At 70.9% G+C, this 20,073-nt stretch carries 17 protein-coding genes; 13 read left to right on the forward strand and 4 right to left on the reverse strand.

Annotation, left to right across the window (positions count from 1 at the left end):
• Position 1 precedes the first annotated feature (1 nt).
• The 11 genes from ACFYOH_RS11600 to ACFYOH_RS11650 all read left to right on the forward strand — a co-directional run bounded on the left by ACFYOH_RS11600 (position 2) and on the right by ACFYOH_RS11650 (position 12,048).
• Positions 2 to 1,258, forward strand: coding sequence for an MCE family protein (locus tag ACFYOH_RS11600; protein WP_388624016.1), 1,257 nt, complete (start codon positions 2 to 4; stop codon positions 1,256 to 1,258).
• Positions 1,255 to 2,292 (forward strand): MCE family protein, encoded by a 1,038-nt coding sequence (locus tag ACFYOH_RS11605; protein WP_388624018.1) that lies wholly within the window; start codon positions 1,255 to 1,257, stop codon positions 2,290 to 2,292. Before ACFYOH_RS11600 ends, ACFYOH_RS11605 begins: the two co-directional genes overlap by 4 nt.
• A gap of 242 nt (positions 2,293 to 2,534) precedes the next feature.
• Complete coding sequence (locus ACFYOH_RS11610) at positions 2,535 to 3,536, forward strand: MCE family protein (RefSeq protein ID WP_388624946.1); 1,002 nt, start codon at positions 2,535 to 2,537, stop codon at positions 3,534 to 3,536.
• Positions 3,533 to 4,651, forward strand: coding sequence for an MCE family protein (locus tag ACFYOH_RS11615; RefSeq protein ID WP_388624021.1), 1,119 nt, complete (start codon positions 3,533 to 3,535; stop codon positions 4,649 to 4,651). Before ACFYOH_RS11610 ends, ACFYOH_RS11615 begins: the two co-directional genes overlap by 4 nt.
• On the forward strand, positions 4,648 to 5,919 hold the full coding sequence (locus ACFYOH_RS11620) for an MCE family protein (RefSeq protein ID WP_388624024.1): 1,272 nt from the start codon (positions 4,648 to 4,650) through the stop codon (positions 5,917 to 5,919). Before ACFYOH_RS11615 ends, ACFYOH_RS11620 begins: the two co-directional genes overlap by 4 nt.
• Positions 5,916 to 7,190 carry an MCE family protein gene (locus tag ACFYOH_RS11625; protein WP_388624027.1) on the forward strand — a complete coding sequence of 425 codons (1,275 nt, stop codon included), beginning with the start codon at positions 5,916 to 5,918 and terminating at the stop codon, positions 7,188 to 7,190. Before ACFYOH_RS11620 ends, ACFYOH_RS11625 begins: the two co-directional genes overlap by 4 nt.
• Before the next feature lie 11 nt (positions 7,191 to 7,201).
• Positions 7,202 to 7,675 carry a hypothetical protein gene (locus ACFYOH_RS11630; RefSeq protein ID WP_388624030.1) on the forward strand — a complete coding sequence of 158 codons (474 nt, stop codon included), beginning with the start codon at positions 7,202 to 7,204 and terminating at the stop codon, positions 7,673 to 7,675.
• A 34-nt stretch (positions 7,676 to 7,709) separates the two neighbouring features.
• Positions 7,710 to 8,498, forward strand: a complete 789-nt coding sequence (locus ACFYOH_RS11635) for a hypothetical protein (protein ID WP_388624033.1) — start codon at positions 7,710 to 7,712, stop codon at positions 8,496 to 8,498.
• A gap of 149 nt (positions 8,499 to 8,647) precedes the next feature.
• Positions 8,648 to 9,487, forward strand: coding sequence for a TIM barrel protein (locus ACFYOH_RS11640; RefSeq protein ID WP_388624036.1), 840 nt, complete (start codon positions 8,648 to 8,650; stop codon positions 9,485 to 9,487).
• A gap of 42 nt (positions 9,488 to 9,529) precedes the next feature.
• Complete coding sequence (locus ACFYOH_RS11645; RefSeq protein WP_388624038.1) at positions 9,530 to 10,423, forward strand: 2-hydroxy-3-oxopropionate reductase; 894 nt, start codon at positions 9,530 to 9,532, stop codon at positions 10,421 to 10,423.
• Between the two features lie 161 nt (positions 10,424 to 10,584).
• Entirely contained in the window at positions 10,585 to 12,048 is a 1,464-nt protein-coding gene (locus ACFYOH_RS11650; RefSeq protein ID WP_388624040.1) for a catalase, read from the forward strand.
• 158 nt (positions 12,049 to 12,206) lie between these two features.
• On the opposite strand, the gene ACFYOH_RS11655 is transcribed toward ACFYOH_RS11650, so the two are convergent.
• Positions 12,207 to 12,773: a heme-binding protein gene (locus ACFYOH_RS11655; protein ID WP_388624042.1), complete on the reverse strand. Its 567-nt coding sequence runs from the start codon at positions 12,771 to 12,773 to the stop codon at positions 12,207 to 12,209.
• Positions 12,774 to 12,991: 218 nt separating this feature from the next.
• Between ACFYOH_RS11655 and ACFYOH_RS11660 the strand changes: the two genes are divergently transcribed.
• Positions 12,992 to 13,225 (forward strand): hypothetical protein, encoded by a 234-nt coding sequence (locus ACFYOH_RS11660; protein ID WP_388624045.1) that lies wholly within the window; start codon positions 12,992 to 12,994, stop codon positions 13,223 to 13,225.
• Positions 13,226 to 13,446: 221 nt separating this feature from the next.
• On the opposite strand, the gene gcl is transcribed toward ACFYOH_RS11660, so the two are convergent.
• Positions 13,447 to 15,234 (reverse strand): glyoxylate carboligase, encoded by a 1,788-nt coding sequence (gene gcl, locus ACFYOH_RS11665; RefSeq protein WP_388624048.1) that lies wholly within the window; start codon positions 15,232 to 15,234, stop codon positions 13,447 to 13,449.
• A 266-nt stretch (positions 15,235 to 15,500) separates the two neighbouring features.
• Here gcl and ACFYOH_RS11670 point away from each other — a divergent pair, with 266 nt between their 5' ends.
• A complete protein-coding gene (locus ACFYOH_RS11670; protein ID WP_388624049.1) occupies positions 15,501 to 16,277 on the forward strand; it encodes a hypothetical protein in 777 nt (258 codons plus the stop codon).
• Between the two features lie 414 nt (positions 16,278 to 16,691).
• Here ACFYOH_RS11670 and ACFYOH_RS11675 read toward each other — a convergent pair whose 3' ends face one another.
• On the reverse strand, positions 16,692 to 18,284 hold the full coding sequence (locus ACFYOH_RS11675; protein WP_388624051.1) for an AMP-binding protein: 1,593 nt from the start codon (positions 18,282 to 18,284) through the stop codon (positions 16,692 to 16,694).
• Entirely contained in the window at positions 18,281 to 19,954 is a 1,674-nt protein-coding gene (locus ACFYOH_RS11680; RefSeq protein WP_388624053.1) for an AMP-binding protein, read from the reverse strand. Before ACFYOH_RS11680 ends, ACFYOH_RS11675 begins: the two co-directional genes overlap by 4 nt.
• Positions 19,955 to 20,073 lie beyond the last annotated feature (119 nt).

Below are 20,073 nucleotides of genomic sequence, written 5' to 3' on the forward strand. Positions count from 1 at the left end.
GGTGAGACATCTGAGGCTCAGGCTGTACGGCATCGCGTTCATCGCCGTCCTCGCGTCGCTGCTCTCGCTCGCGGTGGCCGTCTACCAGCAGGCGTTCACGCCCGTCGTACCGATCACCCTGGAGGCGGACACTCTCGGCAACCAGCTCGATCCGCGCGCCGACGTCAAGCTGCGCGGGGTGCTGGTCGGCGAGGTGCGCGAGGTGCACGCCGACGGCACGAAGGCGACCCTCGACATCGCGCTCAAGCCGCAGTACGTCCCGTACATCCCCGCGGACGTGCATGCGCGGCTGCTGCCGAAGACCCTGTTCGGCGAGAAGTACGTCGACCTCGTGGCGCCCGGCCGTTCGGCGCAGTCGCCGGCCCGGTCCATCCGCGCCGGGGACGTCATCACCCAGGACCGCACGAAGGTCGGCATCGAGGTGCAGCAGCTGATGAACGACCTGCTGCCGCTGCTGCGGACCGTCCGGCCCGGTGAACTCAATGCCACGCTCTCGGCGTTCGCCACCGCGCTGGAAGGCCGCGGCGACCGGATCGGCGACAACCTCACCCGGGTCGAGGGCTATCTGCGCCGCCTCAACCCGCACCTGCCGTCGCTCAAGGAGGACATCTCGCGCTTCGCCGACGTCGCCGAGGTCTACGGCGATGCCGCACCCGACCTGATGCGGATCCTGCGCAACACGGTCACCACCAGCCGGACGATCGTCGAGAAGAAGGACCAGCTGGCCGCGGGCCTCCGCTCGACCGCTGCGGTGGCGGGCACGGCGGACGACTTCCTGTCCCAGAACGGCGACCGGCTGATCGCCCTGGGCCGGGTCTCCCGCCCCACGCTGCAACTGTTCGCCCGCTACTCCCCCGAGTACCCGTGCCTGCTGAAGGGCCTGGTCCGGCAGGAGCAGGCGTCGGAGGACGCGTTCCGGGGCGGGGAGATGCGGATCACCCTGGAGGTCGTCCGGCCGCAGGGCGCGTACCGGCCCGGTGAGGAGCCGGTGTACGGCGAGCGGTCCGGCCCGAACTGCCGTGGGCTGCCGGATCCGCCGGTGCCCGGGCCCAAGCCTCATCTGAACGACGGTACGTCCGCCCGGAGTTCGGGCGGACCACTCCCCGGAGGTGTCGACGTGTCCGCCACCGCGGCCGAGCAGCGGGCCGTCGGCTCGCTCGTGGCCCCCGTCATGGGCGTCCCCGCGGACCAGGTGCCGCCCGTCGCGACCCTGCTGTTCGGGCCGCTCGCACGCGGAACGGCGGTGAGCGTCGCATGAGCAGGGCAGGAGCCCGGCAGACCGCCGGTCCACTGATCAAGTTCAGCCTGTTCGCGCTGGTCACCATCGCGGCGACGGCGCTGCTCGCCGCCACCATCGTCAACATCTCCTTCACCCCGAAGGACACCTACCACGCGGTGTTCTCCGACGTCACCGGGCTGGAGACGGGCGACGACATCCGGGTGGCCGGAGTGCGGGTCGGCCAGGTCGAGGGCATCCGGATCAAGGACCGGACCCTGGCCGAGGTCACGTTCACCGTCACCGCCGACCGGCCGCTGTTCGCCGGCACCCACGCGGTGGTCCGCTACCGCAACCTGGTCGGGCAGCGGTACATCGCGCTGACCGAGGGCACCGGCGGCAGCGGGCGGCTGCGGCCCGGCGGCACCATCCCGCTGTCCCGGACCCAGCCGGCGCTGGACCTCAACGCCCTGCTGAACGGCTTCAAGCCGCTGTTCGCGGCGCTCAGCCCGAGCGACGTCAACCAGCTCGCCACCGAGATCGTCCAGACCCTCCAGGGCGAGGGCGGCACGGTGAACAGCCTGCTCGCGCACACGGCCTCGCTCACCACGACCCTCGCCGACCGCGACCAGCTGATCGGCTCGGTGATCGACAACCTCAACACCGTCCTGAAGACGCTCGACAAGCGCGGCTCCCGCTTCTCCGATCTGCTCACGCAGTTGCGCCGGGTGGTCTCGGGGTTGTCCGCCGACCGCAAGCCCATCGGGGAGTCCCTGGTGAGCATCGGCGATCTCACGGACGCCACGGCGGGGCTGCTGAAGGACGCACGTCCGCCGCTGAAGGACGACATCGCCGGGCTCGGCGATCTCACCGGAACGCTGAACAAGAACGAGACCACCGTGGAGGGTGTCCTGAAACGGCTGCCGAACAAGCTCAACAAGCTGACCGGGACGGCGTCCTACGGCTCGTGGTTCAACTTCTACCTCTGCGACTTCGACGGCCGGATCGTGCTGCCGAAGACGAAGCAGGTGATCACCCCGGACCTGCACGTGGCACGGGCGAGGTGCGGCGGATGAGCATGCGCGTCCCGCGGCGCAGGGTCCGCCGCCCCGAACCGCTGGTGAAGGTACGGGTCCTGCCACCGAGACTGCCGAGGCTCCTGCCCCGGCTGCCGAGGCGCGAGGCGCGCCCCGAGCCCTTGGTGAAAGTGCGCGTCCTGCCGCCCCGGTTGCCGAGGCTCCTGCCGCGGCTGCCGAAGCGCAAGACCGGTCCCCAGCCCCTGGTGAAGGTGCGCGTCCTGCCACCGAAGCTGCCCAGGATCCGGCTGGGGCGCCCTCGGCTGAAGCCGTTCCGGGAGCGTAACCCGGTCGTCGTCGGCGCCGTCGGTCTCACCGTCCTCGCGCTGCTCACGGTCGCCGCCTTCAACGCCGACAGCCTGCCTCTGATCGGCGGCGGCGACACCTACAGCGCCGCCTTCTCGGAGGCCGGCGGGCTCAAGCCGGGCGACGAGGTGCGGATCGCCGGGGTCAAGGTCGGCAAGGTCGAGGACGTCGGCCTGGACGGCGACCACGTCAAGGTCACCTTCAAGGTGAAGGGTCACCCGGCGTTCGGCACCGACACGGGCGCGTCGATCCGGGTCAAGACGATCCTCGGAGCGAAGTATCTGGCCCTCTCCCCCAGGGGACCCGGGCAGTTGAAGCCGGGCAGTGAGATCCCGATCGGCCGGACGGTGTCGGCGTACGACGTCGTCCAGGCCTTCAGCGACCTCACGACCACCACCGAGGAGGTCGACACGGACCGGCTCGCGAAGGCGCTGGACACGATCTCCGTCACCTTCCAGGACTCGCCCGCGGAGGTGCGGGCGTCCATCAAGGGACTGTCGCGGATCTCCCGGACCGTGGCCTCCCGTGACAAGGCGCTGCGCGGGCTCCTCGACCACGCGAACGGGGTCACCAAGGTGCTGGCCGGCCACACCAAGGACTTCTCGGCGCTGGTGAAGGACGGCGACGCGCTCTTCAAGGAGATCGGCCGGCGCCGTACGGCGATCCACGACCTGCTCAAGAGCTCCGCCCTGCTGGGCATCGAGCTGTCGGGCCTGGTCGACGACAACAGCAAGGACATCGGGCCCGCACTGAAGAACCTCGACACCTTCGTGAAGATGCTCGAACGCAACCAGGCGAGCCTCGACCGCAGCGTCCAGCTCCTCGCGCCGTACGTGCGGCTGTTCACCAACACCCTCGGCAACGGCCGCTGGTTCGACTCCTACGTCCAGAACCTGGTCGCCGCCCCGGTCACGCCCCGGACGGGAGGCACCCGATGACCCGCAGACTCCTGGCCCTGTTCACCGCGCTCGCGGTCGTCGCGGGCCTCGCCGTGCTCCTGTGGCCCGGCCCCGACCCCGTCCGGGTCACGGCGTACTTCCCGCGCACCGTCGGCATCTACCCCGGCTCCGACGTCCGGGTGCTCGGTGTCCGCATCGGCGAGGTCAGGAAGATCACGCCGGAGGGCGGCCGGGTGCGGGTGGAGCTGGAGTACGACCGGGGCCGCAGGGTCCCCGCGAACGCCCAGGCCGCCATCGTCAACTCCTCGGTGGTCAGCGACCGTTACGTGCAGCTGCTGCCGGTGTACCGGACGGGCCCGGTCATGCGGGACGGCGACGTCATCCCCGAGTCCCGTACGGCCGTCCCCGTCGAGCTGGACCGGATCTTCGACAGCCTGCACACCACGGCGGAGGCACTCGGGCCGGTCGGCGCCAACAAGAAGGGCTCGCTGTCCCGGCTGCTGGGGGTGAGCGCCGACAACCTCCGGGGGCAGGGCGAGAACCTGAACCAGACGGTCGGGGACCTCTCCGAGGCGGTCACCACGCTGTCCGACGGGCGCGGCGACCTGTTCGGGACCGTGCGGAACCTGCAGGTGTTCACGGCCGCACTGGCGGCGGACGACACCAGCGTGCGGTCCTTCGACACCGACCTCGCCGACGTGGCCGGGCAGCTGGCCGGGGAGCGCAAGGATCTCGCGGCCGCGCTGAAGTACCTGGCCGCGGCCCTCGGCGACGTCTCCGGCTTCGTGAAGGGCAACAAGAAGGCGCTGACCTCGGACGTACGGCGCCTGGCCAGGGTCACCAAGGTGCTCGTCACCCAACGGGCCGCACTGGAGGAGCTGTTGACCGTCGCGCCCACCGGCCTGTCGAACCTGCAGAACGCCTACAACCCCGCAGCCGGCACCCTCGACACCCGCAACAACGCGCAAGCCCCGCAGGACCCCGCGTCCCTGCTCTGCTCGATCCTGAGGACGACCGGGGACGAGGGCGGCAAGAACCCCGACTGCACCGACCTGAAGAAGCTCTTCCACTCCCTGCCCGAGGTGCCGTCGGCCCCTGCGGGGACGGGCACGGTCGACAAGACCCTCGGCGGAATCCTGGGGGCCCGGGCATGAGCGCGCGGCGCTTGGGGCGGGTGGCCGCCTGGACGGCGGTCGGCTCACTGCTGCTGACCGGCTGCGAGTTCAACGGCTGGTACGACGTCCCGCTCCCCGGCGGCGCCGCCTCGGACGGCCGGGCCTACCACGTCACCGTCGACTTCCGGGACGTCCTGGACCTGGTGCCGCAGTCGGCGGTGAAGGTGAACAACGTCACCGTGGGCACGGTCGAGAAGGTGCAGCTGGACGGCTGGCACGCGCGGGTGCGGCTGCGGATCGCCGACTCGGTGAAGCTGCCCGGCAACGCGGTCGCCGACCTGCGGCAGACCAGCATGCTCGGCGAGAAGTACGTGGCCCTGTCCGCACCGGCCGGCACGCCACCCGTCGGGCGGCTCCGCGACGGCGACCGCATCCCGCTCTCCCGCAGCGGCCGCAACGCGGAGGTCGAGGAGGTGCTGTCCGCCCTGTCCGCGCTGCTCAACGGCGGCGGGGTGGCCCAGCTGAAGACGATCACCGTGGAGCTGAACAAGGCCCTGAACGGCCGTGAGGACCGGGTCAGGTCGCTGCTGAAGCAGCTCGACACCTTCCTCGGCGGCCTCGACGACCAGCGGGGCGAGATCGTGCGCGCGCTCAAGGGCGTCGACCGGCTCGCCGAGCGGCTGAAGAAGGAGAAGAAGACGATCGCCCTCGCCGTCGACACCATGCCGCCGGCCCTGAAGGCCCTCGCCGACCAGCGCCGCGACCTGACGAAGATGCTCAGCGCCCTGTCCCGGCTCGGCACGACCGGCACCAAGGTGGTGAACGCCTCCCACGCCGACACCGTCGCCGACCTGAGAAGTCTGCAACCCGTCCTGCAGGAGCTGAACAAGGCGGGCGACGACCTGCCCAACTCCCTCGAACTGCTGACCACATATCCGTTCCCGCGCAACGCCACGGACGCGGTCAAGGGCGACTACGTCAACCTGAGGATCACCGCCGACCTCGACCTGGCGGGCATCTACGGCAACCTGAACGGCAAGCCCGGCAAGGGCAGGAGCACCCCGGCGCCCGGGACCCCGCGTCTTCCGGGGGTCCCCACGCCGGTCCCCCTGCCGTCCCTGCCGGCCACCCCGCCCCTCCCGGTGCCCTCCGCACCCGCCGTGCCCTCGAAGCCCTCCGACGGAAGCACCCTGCTGTGTCCGCCGGTGTGCACCGCGGCCTACGGCACGGGGGACGGCTCCCGTCGCCTCCCACCCGGGATCGACCTCGGCCTGGCCGAGCTGATGCTGAAGGGGATACTGCCGTGATCACACGTACGGTCAGGGCCCAGTTGCTCGCCTTCGCGACCGTCACCGCCCTCGGGGTGTCGTACGTCGGCGCCCGGTACACGGGCCTGGTGGACGACGTGCTGCACCGTGGATACACCGTGCGCGCCGACTTCGCCGAGTCCGGGGGTGTGTTCCCCGGCGCGGAGGTCACCTACCGCGGGGTGCCGGTGGGCCGGGTGGATGATCTGCGGCTGAACGGGTCCGGGGTCTCGGTGGCGCTGAAGATCGAGGACGGTGCCCCGAGGATCCCGGCCGACACACTCGCGGTGATCGCCGACCGTTCGGCGGTGGGCGAGCAGTACGTCGACCTCCAGCCGCGCGGGTCGGGCGGGCCGTACCTCATCGACGGCAGCCCGATCCCACGCAGCCGCACCCGGACCCCGCTGCCGGTCACCGACCTGGTCCTCAGCCTCGACCGGCTGGTCAACTCGGTCGGCAAGGACGATCTGCGGGTCACCGTCGACGAGTTGGGCAAGGCGTTCGCCGGCACCGGGCCGAACCTGAGCCGTCTGGTCGACTCCGGCAACTTCCTGGTGGAGTCGGCGTCCGCATCGCTCCCGCAGACCGTCTCGCTGATCGAGGACTCGCGGAAGGTGCTGAAGACCCAGGCCGACCAGGGCTCGGCCATCAAGTCGTTCTCCCGTGATCTGGCTACGCTCACCGCGCAGCTGAAGTCGAGCGACGGCGATCTGCGCCGGCTGATCGGCAACACGGTGCCCGCCACGCAGGAGCTGGACTCCCTGCTGAAGTCCACCCGGCCGCACGTGCCGGTCCTGCTGGCCAACCTCATCAGCGGCGGCCAGATCACCGTGGCCCGGCTGCCCGGCGTCGAGCAGGCCCTGGTCACGCTCCCGCTCACCGTGGCGGGCAGCTACACGGTGATCCCGGGCGACGGCACCACCCACTTCGGGCTGACCGTGAACGCCGACGACCCGCCCGCCTGCACCCAGGGGTACGGCACCCAGCGCCGCGACCCGGCCGACACCGGCCCGCGCCCGGCGAACACCGACGCCCGTTGCACGGCGCCGCGCGGCAGCAAGACCTCGGTACGCGGTGCGCAGAACACCCCCGGCGCGAGGACCGGCGCGGACGGCGCGAACCAGGCCGCGTTCGTGGCCCCGTACGACCCGGAGACCGGCACCCTGACCGGCCCGGACGGAACGCCCGTCGAGATCGGCTCGGCGGGCGGCGAACAGAGCGTGTTCGGAAAGGAGTCGTGGCAATGGCTGCTCGTGGGACCGATGGCATGACAGGGGGGCGCATGCGGCTGCTGTCGGCCGGCCTTGTCGCCGCGACCGTGCTGACGACCGTGCTCTGCGTCTGGCTGGGCCTGAAGCTGGCCGACCAGCGCGGGACGGAGCAGCGCCGCCAGGAGGTCCTGGCGGCGGCCCGCCAGTCGGCGCTGAACTTCACCTCGCTCGACTACCGGCACTACGACCAGGACAGCCGCACTGTGCTGGAGAGTGCCACCGGCGACTTCAAGAAGCAGTTCGCGGCGCAGACAGCCCAGTTGACGAAGCTGGTCGCGCAGAACAAGTCGGTGTCCGAGGGACAGGTGCTGGATGCGGGCATCGTGCGGTCCGACGCGCGCTCGGCGCGGGTGCTGGTCGTGGCCGACAGCAAGGTGACCAACACCGCCGCGCCCGAGGGCCAGGCGCGCACCTACCGGCTCCAGCTCGACCTCGTGCGGGTCGGCGACCGCTGGCTGACCTCCGACGTCACGTTCGTGGGCTGACCCGCCGGTGAGGCCATCAGTGAGGAGAGAGACCATGGCGAACCCGACCCGAACCCGCGGCAGCGGCTCCCCGGCCCGCCGTACGCTGACCGCGGCCGCCCGCGCGGCGGCCAAGCGCGCCGGGCGGCCGGAGCGCGCTCCCCGCCGGGAGGAGGAGGTCTCCCCCAGGCGCACGCTGCTCATCGATCCCCCGGCGGACGGCTGGGAGGACCCGCCGGAGCCCGAGCCGTCCGACGCACCCGAGTCGTCCGACGCACCCGAGCCGTCCGAGAACGAGCCGCAGGAGAGTGGGTCGCAGGAGAGCGCGTCCCCGCGCAGGGCCGGACGGCACGTGCTCATCGCGGTACTGGGCGTCGTCCTCGTGGCGGCCCTGGTCGTGGCCGCCGTACTCGGCTGGCGGTACCGGGAGGGGCGGCAGGCGGAGCAGGCCCGTGGCGAGGCCCTCGCGGCCGCGCAGAAGGCGGCGCCGGCCGTGCTGTCGTACGACTACCGGCATCTGGACCGCGACTTCGCCCGGGCCCGTGCCCTGCTGACCGGGCACTTCCGCGACGAGTACGGAAGGACCACGAAGACGGTGGTCGCGCCGACCGCGACGAAGTACCACGGCGTGGTGAAGGCGACCGTGGCCACGCCCGCCGACGGCGGCGCCCCCGCGGCCTCCGTCGTGTCGGCGACACCGGACCGGGCCGTCGTCCTGCTCTTCGTCAACCAGGTCACCGAGAGCACCCAGGTCCCGGAGCCCCGGCTGGACCTGAACCGGGTGCGGATGACGCTCACCCGCACCTCCGACGGCTGGAAGGTGAGCGGCGTCGACGCCCTCTGACCAGGCCTTCCCATGTGCCCCTGCGCGATCGCGCGGGGGCACTTTTTCGTGGGCTCTCTTGACAGTCCTCCACCCCCGCAGGCAATCTTTCCATACAGCAGAAAGCAACTTCCACAATACGGAATTACAGCGAAAGGAGCGCCGTCCCCGTGGGATTCGCAGACCAGCGCTTCAACGTCAACCTGTCGATCCTCTTCACGGAACTCCCGCTCCTGGAGCGCCCCGCGGCCGCCGCCGCGGCGGGCTTCACGGCGGTCGAGCTGTGGTGGCCCTGGGTCGACTCCCCCACTCCCGAGCAGTCCGAGCTCGACGCCCTGAAGAAGGCGATCGAGGACGCGGGCGTCCGGCTCACGGGGCTGAACTTCTACGCCGGACAGCTGCCGGGCCCGGACCGCGGCGCCCTGTCGATCCCGGGCGAGGAGTCGGAGAGGTTCCGCGCCAACATCGACGTGGCCGCCGACTTCGCCGGCTCCCTCGGCTGCACGGCGCTCAACGCCCTGTACGGCAACCGCGTCGAGGGCGTGGACCCGGCGGAGCAGGACGCGCTCGCCCTGGAGAACCTCGTCCTCGCGGCCCGGGCGGCCGACCGGATCGGCGCCATCCTGCTGATCGAGACGCTGAACCGGCCGGAGTCCCCGCTGTATCCGCTGGTGAGCGCGCCCGCCGCCATCGAGGTCGTGGACAAGGTCAACGAGGCGACGGGCCTCGGGAACGCCAGGTTCCTGATGGACCTGTACCACCTGTCCATGAACGGCGAGGACCTGCCGTCGGTCATCGAGCAGCACGCGGCGAAGACCGGCCACGTCCAGATCGCCGACAACCCCGGCCGCGGCGCCCCCGGGACGGGTTCGCTCCCACTGGAGGAGCTGCTCGACCAGCTCAGGAAGGCCGGTTACGACGGCTGGGTCGGCCTGGAGTACAAGCCGGGCGACCGCCCGAGCGCCGAGGCCTTCGGCTGGCTCCCGCGCGAAGCCCGCGCGGCGCGCTGAACCCCCTGACTTCACAAGGCAGTTGAGAGAGGCACCCCCATCATGAGCAGCAATCTCCCCAAGATCGCGTGGATCGGCCTCGGCATCATGGGCTCCCCCATGTCCGAGAACCTGATCAAGGCGGGTTACGACGTCACCGGCTTCACCCTGGAGCAGGACAAGCTGGACCGCCTGGCCGCCGCCGGCGGCACCGCCGCCCCCTCGATCGCCGAGGCCGTGCGCGACGCCGACGTGGTGATCACCATGGTCCCCGCCTCACCGCAGGTCGAGGCCATCTCCTACGGCCCGGACGGCATCCTGGAGAACGCCCGGCAGGGCGCCCTGCTGATCGACATGTCCTCGATCACCCCGCAGACCTCCGTGGACCTCGCGAAGGCCGCCGGGGACAAGGGCATCCGGGTGCTGGACGCCCCGGTGTCCGGCGGCGAGGCCGGCGCCGTCGAGGCCGTGCTGTCGATCATGGTCGGCGGTGAGCAGGCCGACTTCGACCAGGCCAAGCCGATCTTCGAGGCACTCGGCAGGACCATCGTGCTGTGCGGCCCGCACGGCTCGGGCCAGACCGTGAAGGCGGCCAACCAGCTGATCGTCGCCGTGAACATCCAGGCGTGCGCCGAGGCCGTCGTCTTCCTGGAGAAGTCGGGCGTGGACCTGGCGGCCGCGCTGGACGTCCTCAACGGCGGCCTCGCGGGCTCCACCGTGCTGACGCGGAAGAAGGACAACTTCCTGAACCGCGACTTCAAGCCGGGCTTCCGGATCGACCTGCACCACAAGGACATGGGCATCGTCACCGACGCCGCCCGCAACGTCGGCGCCGCGCTGCCGGTCGGTGCCGTGGTCACCCAGCTGGTCGCCTCGCTGCGCGCCCAGGGCGACGGCGGCCTGGACCACTCGGCCCTGCTGCGCGCGGTCGAGCGCCTCTCCGGCGCTCGGCTGTAGAGACTTCCGGGCCGCGGCGCCGCTGACACCTGTCCTGTCGCGCCCAGGCGGCGCCGCGGCCCGGAATCGACTTCAACAAACTGTTGACGCTCGGATCGCCAACTTTTAGGCTCCACGAAGCGGAAACAGGTTTCCGCTGACACCCGCACGGAAGGTCCCCGATGTCGAAGCGCGTGCTCACGACAGAGTCCGGCGCCCCGGTCGCCGACAACCAGAATTCCGCCTCCGCCGGCGTCGGCGGCCCGCTCCTGATCCAGGACCAGCACCTCCTGGAGAAGCTCGCGCGCTTCAACCGCGAGCGGATCCCGGAGCGTGTGGTGCACGCCCGCGGCTCCGGCGCGTACGGCCACTTCGAGGTGACGGACGACGTCACCGGCTTCACCCACGCCGACTTCCTGAGCACGCTCGGCAAGCGCACCGAGGTGTTCGTGCGCTTCTCCACGGTGGCCGACTCCCTCGGCGGCGCGGACGCCGTCCGTGACCCGCGCGGCTTCGCGGTGAAGTTCTACACCGGGGAGGGGAACTACGACCTCGTCGGCAACAACACCCCGGTGTTCTTCATCAAGGACCCGATCAAGTTCCCCGACTTCATCCACTCGCAGAAGCGCGACCCCTTCACGGGCCGTCAGGAGCCCGACAACGTCTGGGACTTCTGGGCGCACGCCCCCGAGGCCACACACCAGGTGACCTGGCTGATGGGCGACCGCGGCATCCCGGCTTCGTACCGGCACATGAACGGCTACGGCTCGCACACCTACCAGTGGACGAACGCCCAGGGCGAGGCCTTCTTCGTCAAGTACCACTTCAAGACGAACCAGGGCATCCGCTCGCTGAGCAGCGAGCAGGCCGCGGAGCTCGCGGGCAAGGACCCGAACTCCCACCAGACGGACCTGCTGCAGGCGATCGAGCGCGGCGTCCACCCGTCGTGGACCCTGTACGTCCAGCTCATGCCGGCGGCCGAGGCGGCGGACTACCGCTTCAACCCGTTCGACCTGACCAAGGTGTGGCCGCACCAGGACTACCCGCTGCAGCGGGTGGGCCGCCTGGTGCTGGACCGCAACCCGGACAACGTCTTCGCCGAGGTCGAGCAGGCCGCGTTCTCCCCGAACAACTTCGTGCCCGGCATCGGCCCCTCCCCCGACAAGATGCTCCAGGGCCGCTTGTTCGCCTACGCGGACGCGCACCGCTACCGCCTGGGGGTCAACCACACCCTGCTGCCGGTCAACTCCCCCAAGGCGGTCCCGGGCGGTGCCCGGAACTACGGCCGAGACGGCTACATGGCGTTCAACGCGCAGGGCCGCGGCGCCAAGAACTACGAGCCGAACTCCTACGACGGCCCGGTGGAGACCGGCCGCCCGCTGTCGGCACCCCTGGCGGTGTCGGGCTACACGGGCAACCACTCCGCCCCGCTCCACACCAAGGACGACGACTTCTACCAGGCGGGCGAGCTGTACCGCCTGATGTCGGCGGAGGAGAAGTCCCGCCTCGTCGCGAACATCGCCGGCGGCCTGTCACAGGTCTCCCGCGACGACGTGATCGAGAAGAACCTGGCCCACTTCCACGCCGCCGACCCGGAGTACGGCAAGCGCGTGGAGGAGGCGGTCCGCGCCCTGCGCGAGGACTGAGATCAGGAACCAGCGAGCAGCGTACGGGAGCTGACGGGAAGTCAGGATCCCCGCACGCGGCCCGCGCCCACCGCCGTACGGCCCGGATGAGGGGTGGTGGTGCGGCGGTGGGCGCGGGCAGGGCGCGGGCCGTGGCGGCATGCGAGCCAGTGCGGTGGTCAAGGACCGGGTCCTCTTCTCGACCAGAGGGAAGGGTCCCCGGCTCCGTCGCACGCCCCACGGTCCCACCCAGCCCCCTCCGACGGGGGCCACCCGCTCCGTCCGGCGGCGCGAACGACCTGTCGCGCCCAGCCTCGCGCCGTCGGACGGTCATCATCGAGAACGCTCCCCACGCCGGCTCGCCGCCCGCGCAGAGGGAGCGTTCGGCGTTGCGGGGCGCCTTCTCCGCACGCCCGGCCGTCAGCCGGAGCGGTCTCCTGCCACCGCCGCACCGCCGTCTGTACGGCCTGCTCGTCCTCGACGGCATGGGCCCCGGACGCACCCGCGGCACCGGGGATCACATCGTCGTCGGTGACCAGCACACCGCCGGCCCACGGCACGAAGTCGCCGCCGTAGAGGTGCTGAAGGCTGTCGACGATCCCTCCGGGCAGCTTGATCAGGCCGGAGGACCGCAGGGCGAGCAGCACGGTGCGCGCCTTGACCACGGCGATGCGGCTGGTCATCGGCATCCCGCCGTCGGCTCGGCGCAGGACCACCACTTCACCGGTCAGATCGACCACGGCCACCGCCGGCGGAGGAAACCCCGCTCCGCGCCGACCGCCGGCGCGGCCTGCACGAGCCGGTCCGCCTCGGCCGCCGTCGGACCGGGTAGGCGTGGGGTGTCGGACATGATCCCGAAACCAGCGGCGGCGGCTCAGGGCCGTCAAAGCACCCGCCCCCGCGCCCCGAACCGCCGGGCGGCGACCGACGTGCGAGAACCCGGCCGGCGCAGGACGCTGAACCCATGGGCAATCCGACGCACCACCCGCACATCGTGGTCCACTCCCCGGCACTGGACGGCTCCCGGCGGGTCACCGAGGGGGAGGTGACCCTGGGGATCGCCTCGCATCTGGACGATGTCGTGGAGATCCTGCGGCTGGCCGATCTGGACCGGATCGAGGTGGAGGAGAGCGATCTCATCGAGTGGCAGGGCGGCGGGCCCGACGACTGGCCGGGACTGTCGGAGCACGAGCTGTAGCGGCTGGTGTACGGCAGCGGTCGTAGCCGGACTACGCCATCCTCAAATCATCCTCTGAACACCGCGGCTCAGGCTTCAACCGCCCCCGCGGTCGGGCATGTTACGGGCACGGGGCCCGCCGGCACGGGGGCGGCGGGCCCCGCAACGGGGGAGGCACGGGGGACGCGTAAGGGCGGCCCGTCCTGCTGGACGGGCCGCCCTTGGTGTGCGTGGCGGGGGGGTCAGACCTTCAGCGGCTTGATCGACGTCGGCGCGTGGCCCGGCTCGGTGGCCAGGTCCTCGAACTCGGAGATGTCGCTGATGTCCATGGTGCGGCTCATCGAGATGTTGGTGATCCGCTCCAGGATCGCCTCGACGACGACCGGCACCCGGTACTCCGCGGCCAGCTTCTTCGCCTGCTCGAAGGCCGCGCCCAGCTGGTCAGGCTCGGTGACCCGGATCGCCTTGCAGCCCAGGCCCTCGGCGACCTTCACATGGTCGACGCCGTAGACGCCGATCTCCGGCGTGTTGATGTTCTCGAACTCCAGGTTGACCTGGAAGTCCATGTCCAGGCCGAGCTGCGCCTGACGGATCAGGCCCAGGTAGGCGTTGTTCACCAGCACATGGACGTACGGGATCCTGTGCTGGGCGGCGACCGCCAGCTCCTCGATCAGGAACTGGAAGTCGTAGTCGCCGGAGAGGGCCACCACCGGGCTGTCCGGGTCGGCCTTGGCGACGCCGATCGCGGCCGGGATGGTCCAGCCGAGCGGGCCGGCCTGGCCGCAGTTGATCCAGTGCCGCGGCTTGTAGACGTGCAGCATCTGCGCGCCGGCGATCTGGGAGAGGCCGATGGTGGTGACGTACCGGGTGTCCCGGCCGAAGGCCTTGTTCATCTCCTCGTACACGCGCTGCGGTTTCATCGGCACGTTGTCGAAGTGCGTACGGCGCAGCAGCGTGGCCTTGCGCTCCTGGGTGTCGGCGACCCAGGCGGAGCGGTCGGGGAGCCTGCCCTCGGCCTTCAGCTCCTTCGCCACCTCGACGAACAGCTCCAGCGCCACCTTCGCGTCGGAGACGACACCGTAGTCCGGCGGGAAGATCTTGCCGATCTGGGTGGGATCGATGTCGACGTGGACGAACTTGCGCTCGCCGCGGTAGACGTCGAGCTTGTAGCCGGTGTGGCGGTTGGCCCAGCGGTTGCCGATGCCGAGGACGAAGTCCGACTCCAGGAAGTTGGCGTTGCCGTAGCGGTGCGAGGTCTGGACGCCGACCATGCCGGCGTTCAGCTCGTGGTCGTCGGGCAGCGCGCCCCAGCCCATCAGGGTGGGGATGACCGGGGTCCGGGTCAGCTCGGCGAACTCGACGAGCAGGTCGGCGGCGTCGGCGCCGATGATGCCGCCGCCGGCCACGATGACCGGGCGCTCGGAGCTCAGCAGGAAGGAGATCGCCTTCTCGATCTGGGCGCGGGTCGCGGCCGGCTTGTAGACGGGCAGCGGCTCGTACGTCTCCGGGTCGAACTCGATCTCGGTGAGCTGGACGTCGATCGGCAGGTCGATCAGGACCGGGCCGGGACGACCCGAGCGCATCAGGTGGAAGGCCTGCTGGAAGACGCCGGGGACCTGCGCGGCCTCCAGGACAGTGACCGCCATCTTCGTCACCGGCTTGGCGATCGAGGCGATGTCGACGGCCTGGAAGTCCTCCTTGTGGATCACATGGGTGGGCGCCTGGCCCGTGATGCACAGGATCGGGATGGAGTCGCCGATGGCCGAGTACAGGCCGGTGATCATGTCGGTGCCGGCGGGACCGGAAGTGCCGATGCAGACGCCGATGTTGCCCGGCTCGGTGCGGGTGTACCCCTCGGCCATGTGCGAGGCGCCCTCGACATGGCGGGCGAGGGTGTGGCTGATGCCGCCACCCTCCTTGAGAGCTTTGTAGAAGGGGTTGATCGCCGCGCCCGGCACACCGAAGGCGTCGGTGACGCCCTCGCGCTTGAGGATCTCAACTGCCGCGCGGGCAGCGGTCATACGAGCCATCGAGTACTCCTGCTTCGGCTTCTCGGATGCGTACTCCCGTCGCGCCCCGCGGTGAGCACAGTCTCCAGATTGTCGAAGTTCCGCGAGCCTATTTCCGTATCACGGAACTTAACTTCTACTATCTGGAATCAATGTAGAAGTGCGCGCCAAGTGTCGTCAAGAGAGGGCGAGACATGGCAAGAGCCGGACAGGCGGGGCGGGAGAGGAGGACCATGGGAGCCGCTGTCCCGACGCGACGGTTCCGACGTGACGCCTGGGGGTGGGCCATGCCCGAGAGCGTGCCGGTGCGCTGCCCGGCCTGCCGGCGCGAGCACGTCTACACCGCGCCGTCGTATCCGTGCGCATGCGGCGCGCCCACCGCGCCGCGGCTGGATCCGGCCGCCGAACCGGCCGTGGCGGCCCACCGGGCCTGGGACGATGAGTGGATCTCCGTGCCGTGCGCCGTTTGCGGGCGCAGCAATCAGTGGCCGCGCCCGGAACTGGGCTGTACCTGCGGCACGGTCCTGCGCATCCCGGTGGGGACGACGCCTCCGGCGGACCGCGGCATGCCGTCAGCGGCGGCCGGCAGAGCCCCGTCGGACAGCGGTAGGCGGTCGGCGGTGGCCCAGCCGGGATCCCCCGCCCACCGCCCCGCCTTCCAGCCGCGCGCCATCCGCACCGCCTGCGACGCCGTCACCGCCGCCGCGCTCTATCTGCGCTGGCTCGGTTACCGGGACCTCCGCCGCGCCGAACAGCGGCCCCCGAACGGCATCGGGCTCGCCGCGCACGGACTCCTCGCCCAGGTGGACCCGACCGTGCGCCCGGCGGCGCCGCGGGACGTGGAATGCCTGTGGCTGACGGCGATGACGGAGTCCGCGGACTGTGTGTACTTCTCCCTCGCGGGCTACACCGACGACGCCCGGGCCCGTGCGAACACCCTGGGCATCCCCCTCTTCGCCCTGGACCTCGCGGGCGTCCCGCAGCCGGTGAACGACGCGGCCGACGCCCTGAACGAGGCGGGCGCGCCGGGCGGTCGGCCATGGACGCGGCGGCGCCTGCAGTAGTACAGGGTGCCGGCGCCGAACAACGGCGGACAGCAAGCGTTCAGCACCATTGCCCCCCACGGGGTGATGTCCATCCGCGCGCAGGGTCGTCCGCACGAACAGCACCCCGTGGACCGAGCAGGCCGGCGCACCGAGTCCGGCGGGCACGACGGCCGCGGGGACGGCAGCAGCGGCGGCCCACCGGGCCCAGCGGGGGACCTGCGGTGCGGTCCGGGGGCGGGGCGGGTGGTGGCGGGCGCGGCCGTGGCCATGGGAGGGGCCCCTTCGCAAGCGGGCCCTTCTCGACAGGCCCGATGCCGTCCCGCGGGGCCGGCCGGCCGCGTCCGGCTGCACGGGGAACCCGCCTCCGCCGTGCGGCGGAGACGGGCTCACCGGTCGTGCCGCGACGGGCTCACCGCCCGTACCGAGCGGGACTCACGCCCCGTACGTCTCGCGCAGTTCGACCTTGCGCACCTTTCCGGACACCGTCATCGGGAAGGAGTCGAGGAGCTGGAGCCGGCTGGGGATCTTGTAGTGCGCGAGCCGGCCCCGGCAGAAGGCGCGCAGTTCCTCCAGGCTGAGCGGGTCGGTCGCGTCGTGCGGGATCACACAGGCCAGGACCTCCTCGCCGTACGTCCCGTGCGGCACTCCGACGACCTGGACGTCCCTGATCTTCGGGTGGGCGTAGAGGAACTCCTCGATCTCGCGCGGGTAGATGTTCTCGCCGCCCCGGATGATCATGTCCTTGATCCGGCCGACGATCTCGACGTACCCGTCCTCGCGCATCACCGCCAGGTCCCCGGTGTGCATCCAGCGGCCCGCGTCGACGGCCTCGGCGGTCTTCTCGGGCTCGTTCCAGTAGCCGAGCATCACGCTGTAGCCGCGGGTGCACAACTCCCCTGCGGTGCCGCGCGGTTGGGTGACCCCGGTGGCCGGGTCGACGACCTTGACCTCCAGGTGCGGCAGCACGCGGCCGACGGTGCCGGTGCGGTGCTCCAGGTCGTCGTCCCGGCGGGTCTGCAGGGACACCGGCGACGTCTCGGTCATCCCGTAGCAGATGGAGACCTCCGCCATGTGCATCTCGGCGACGACCCGCTTCATCACCTCCACCGGGCACGGCGAGCCCGCCATGATGCCGGTGCGCAGCGTCGAGAGGTCGTACGTGGCGAAGTCGGGGAGGTTCAGCTCGGCTATGAACATGGTCGGCACGCCGTACAGGGACGTACAGCGCTCCTGCTGCACGGCCTCCAGGGTGGCCCTGGGCTCGAAGGACGGGGCCGGGATGACCATGCAGGCGCCGTGCGAGGTGGCCGCCAGGTTGCCCATCACCATGCCGAAACAGTGGTAGAACGGGACGGGAATGCAGATTCTGTCCTGCTCGCTGTAGGCGATCAACTCCCCCACGAAGTAACCGTTGTTGAGGATGTTGTGGTGGGACAGGGTGGCGCCCTTCGGGAAGCCGGTGGTCCCCGAGGTGTACTGGATGTTGATCGGGTCGTCGCAGGACAGTTCCGCGTACGGGGCGTCACCGGTGCCCCGCCCGAGCAGCGCCTCCCAGCTCGGGTCGCCGATGTACACGACCTCGCGCAGCGCCGGGCACCGGCCGCGCACCTCCTCGACCATCGCGTGGTAGTGGCTGCTCTTGTGGCTCAGCGAGGCGAACAGCAGGGAGATCCCGGCCTGGTTGAGCACGTACTCGACCTCGTGGGTGCGGTAGGCCGGGTTGATGTTCACCATGATCGCGCCGATGCGGGCGGTGGCGTACTGGACCAACACCCACTCCGGGCAGTTGACCGCCCAGATGCCCACCCGGTCGCCCTTGACGACTCCGCTCGCCATCAGCGCCTGGGCCAACTCCTCGACGGCCGCGCCGAATTCGGCGTACGTCCAGCGCCGCCCCGACGGCACGTCGACCAGGGCCTCGCGGTCCGGCCAGGCGGCCACGGCGCGGTCGAGGTTGGCGCCGATGGTGTCCCCGAGCAGGGCGGTGGAACCGGTTCCGTGGGTGTACGACAGCGATGCGGTCACCGGAAGTCCTCCTCGCGGTACTCGTGCTCCGAGCCCTGGGCGGTCGCCTCGCGCAGCTCGATCCGGCGGATCTTGCCGGAGACGGTCTTGGGTAGCGCGCCGAACTCCAGCCGGCGGATGCGTTTGTAGGGGGCGAGCACCTGGCGGGAGTGCTCGAAGAGAACCTTCGCGGTGTCCGGTCCGGGCTCCCAGCCTTCGGCGAGCACGACGTAGGCCTTCGGCACCGCGAGCCGCAGCTCGTCCGGCGCGGGCACCACGGCGGCCTCGGCCACCGCCTCGTGCTCCAGCAGCGCGCTCTCCAGCTCGAACGGGCTGATCTTGTAGTCGGACGCCTTGAAGACGTCGTCCGCGCGGCCGACGTAGGTCAGATAGCCGTCCTCGTCACGGGAGGCGATGTCCCCGGTGCGGTAGTAGCCGCCCGCCATGGCGTCCGCCGTGCGGTCCGGGTCGCCGTGGTAGCCGGTCATCAGGCCGACCGGGCGCTCGGAGAGGTCGAGGGCGATCTCGCCCTCGGTGGCGCCGGGTGCACCGGAGACCGGGTCGAGGAGCTCGACGCGGTAGCCGGGGCTCGGGCGGCCCATGGAACCGGTCTTCAGCGGCTGGCCGGGGCTGTTGGAGACCTGCACCGCGGTCTCGGTCTGCCCGAAGCCGTCCCGGATGGTCACGCCCCAGGCCCGCCGGACCTGTTCGATGACCTCGGGGTTGAGCGGCTCTCCGGCGGCCACCACCTCGCGGGGCGGGGTGGCGAGGAGGCTCAGGTCGGCCTGGATGAGCATGCGCCACACGGTCGGCGGGGCGCAGAAGGTGGTGACTTCGGCCCGGTCCATCTCGGCCATCAGGCGGGCCGCGTCGAACCGTGTGTAGTTGAAGAGGAAGACGGTCGCCTCGGCGTTCCACGGCGCGAACAGATTGGACCAGGCGTGCTTGGCCCAGCCCGGCGAGGAGATGTTCAGATGCACATCACCGGGTTTCAGGCCGATCCAGTACATGGTGGCCAGATGCCCGATCGGGTACGAGGTGTGGGTGTGCTCGACCAGCTTGGGGCGGGCGGTCGTGCCGGAGGTGAAGTAGAGCATCAGCGGGTCGTCGGCCAGGGTGGGGCCGTCGGGCACGAACTCGGCGGGGGCGGTGTACGCGTCCTCGTACGGCTCCCAGCCCTCCTGCGGCGGGCCGCCGACCGTGATCCGGGTGTATCCGCCGGGCACCTCGGCGAACTTCGCGGCGTCCTCGGCCCGTACGATCACGTGCTTCACCCGGCCCCGGTCCACGCGGTCGCGCAGATCGGCCGGACCGAGCAGCGGGGTGGCGGGGATGACCACCGCGCGCAGCTTCATCGCGGCCAGGGCGGTCTCCCACAGCTCGGCCTGGTTGCCGAGCATGACCAGGATCCGGTCCTCGGCGGCGACACCCCGCGCCCGCAGATGGTTCGCGACCCGGTTGGACCGCTCGGACATCTCGGCGAAGGACAGTCGCGTCTCGACGCCGTCCTCCTCGACGATGTGCAGCGCGGTCCGGTCGTTGTCGGCGGCGATCGCGTCGAACCAGTCCAGCGCCCAGTTGAACTGCCCGGGCCGCGGCCAGACGAAGCCGTCGTAGGCGGCGGCATAGTCCTCTCGGTGCGCCAGCAGAAAGTCCCGGGCCTTCCGGAACGACTCGGTCGCCGTTGTCATCACACACTCCTCGCATCACCGGCGCGCCCTGGGCCTGCGGCTCACTCCCGCTGTTCCGGACCATTGCCGGGCGGCTCTCTGGCATCGTCTAATCCGTGATGCAGGTCTCACTACCCCCG

Origin of the sequence: Streptomyces sp. NPDC007856, assembly GCF_042868225.1 — a bacterium.
Lineage (GTDB): Bacteria > Actinomycetota > Actinomycetes > Streptomycetales > Streptomycetaceae > Streptomyces.

Excerpts from the sequence above, each read along its gene's own strand:
- ACFYOH_RS11605 (WP_388624018.1), top strand. The coding sequence starts at position 1,255 with ATGAGCAGGGCAGGAGCCCGGCAGACCGCCGGTCCACTGATCAAGTTC.
- ACFYOH_RS11615 (WP_388624021.1), top strand. The coding sequence starts at position 3,533 with ATGACCCGCAGACTCCTGGCCCTGTTCACCGCGCTCGCGGTCGTCGCG.
- ACFYOH_RS11620 (WP_388624024.1), top strand. The coding sequence starts at position 4,648 with ATGAGCGCGCGGCGCTTGGGGCGGGTGGCCGCCTGGACGGCGGTCGGC.
- ACFYOH_RS11630 (WP_388624030.1), top strand. The coding sequence starts at position 7,202 with ATGCGGCTGCTGTCGGCCGGCCTTGTCGCCGCGACCGTGCTGACGACC.
- ACFYOH_RS11635 (WP_388624033.1), top strand. The coding sequence starts at position 7,710 with ATGGCGAACCCGACCCGAACCCGCGGCAGCGGCTCCCCGGCCCGCCGT.
- ACFYOH_RS11645 (WP_388624038.1), top strand. The coding sequence starts at position 9,530 with ATGAGCAGCAATCTCCCCAAGATCGCGTGGATCGGCCTCGGCATCATG.
- ACFYOH_RS11650 (WP_388624040.1), top strand. The coding sequence starts at position 10,585 with ATGTCGAAGCGCGTGCTCACGACAGAGTCCGGCGCCCCGGTCGCCGAC.
- ACFYOH_RS11660 (WP_388624045.1), top strand. The coding sequence starts at position 12,992 with ATGGGCAATCCGACGCACCACCCGCACATCGTGGTCCACTCCCCGGCA.
- gcl (WP_388624048.1), bottom strand. The coding sequence starts at position 15,234 with ATGGCTCGTATGACCGCTGCCCGCGCGGCAGTTGAGATCCTCAAGCGC.
- ACFYOH_RS11670 (WP_388624049.1), top strand. The coding sequence starts at position 15,501 with ATGCCCGAGAGCGTGCCGGTGCGCTGCCCGGCCTGCCGGCGCGAGCAC.
- ACFYOH_RS11680 (WP_388624053.1), bottom strand. The coding sequence starts at position 19,954 with ATGACAACGGCGACCGAGTCGTTCCGGAAGGCCCGGGACTTTCTGCTG.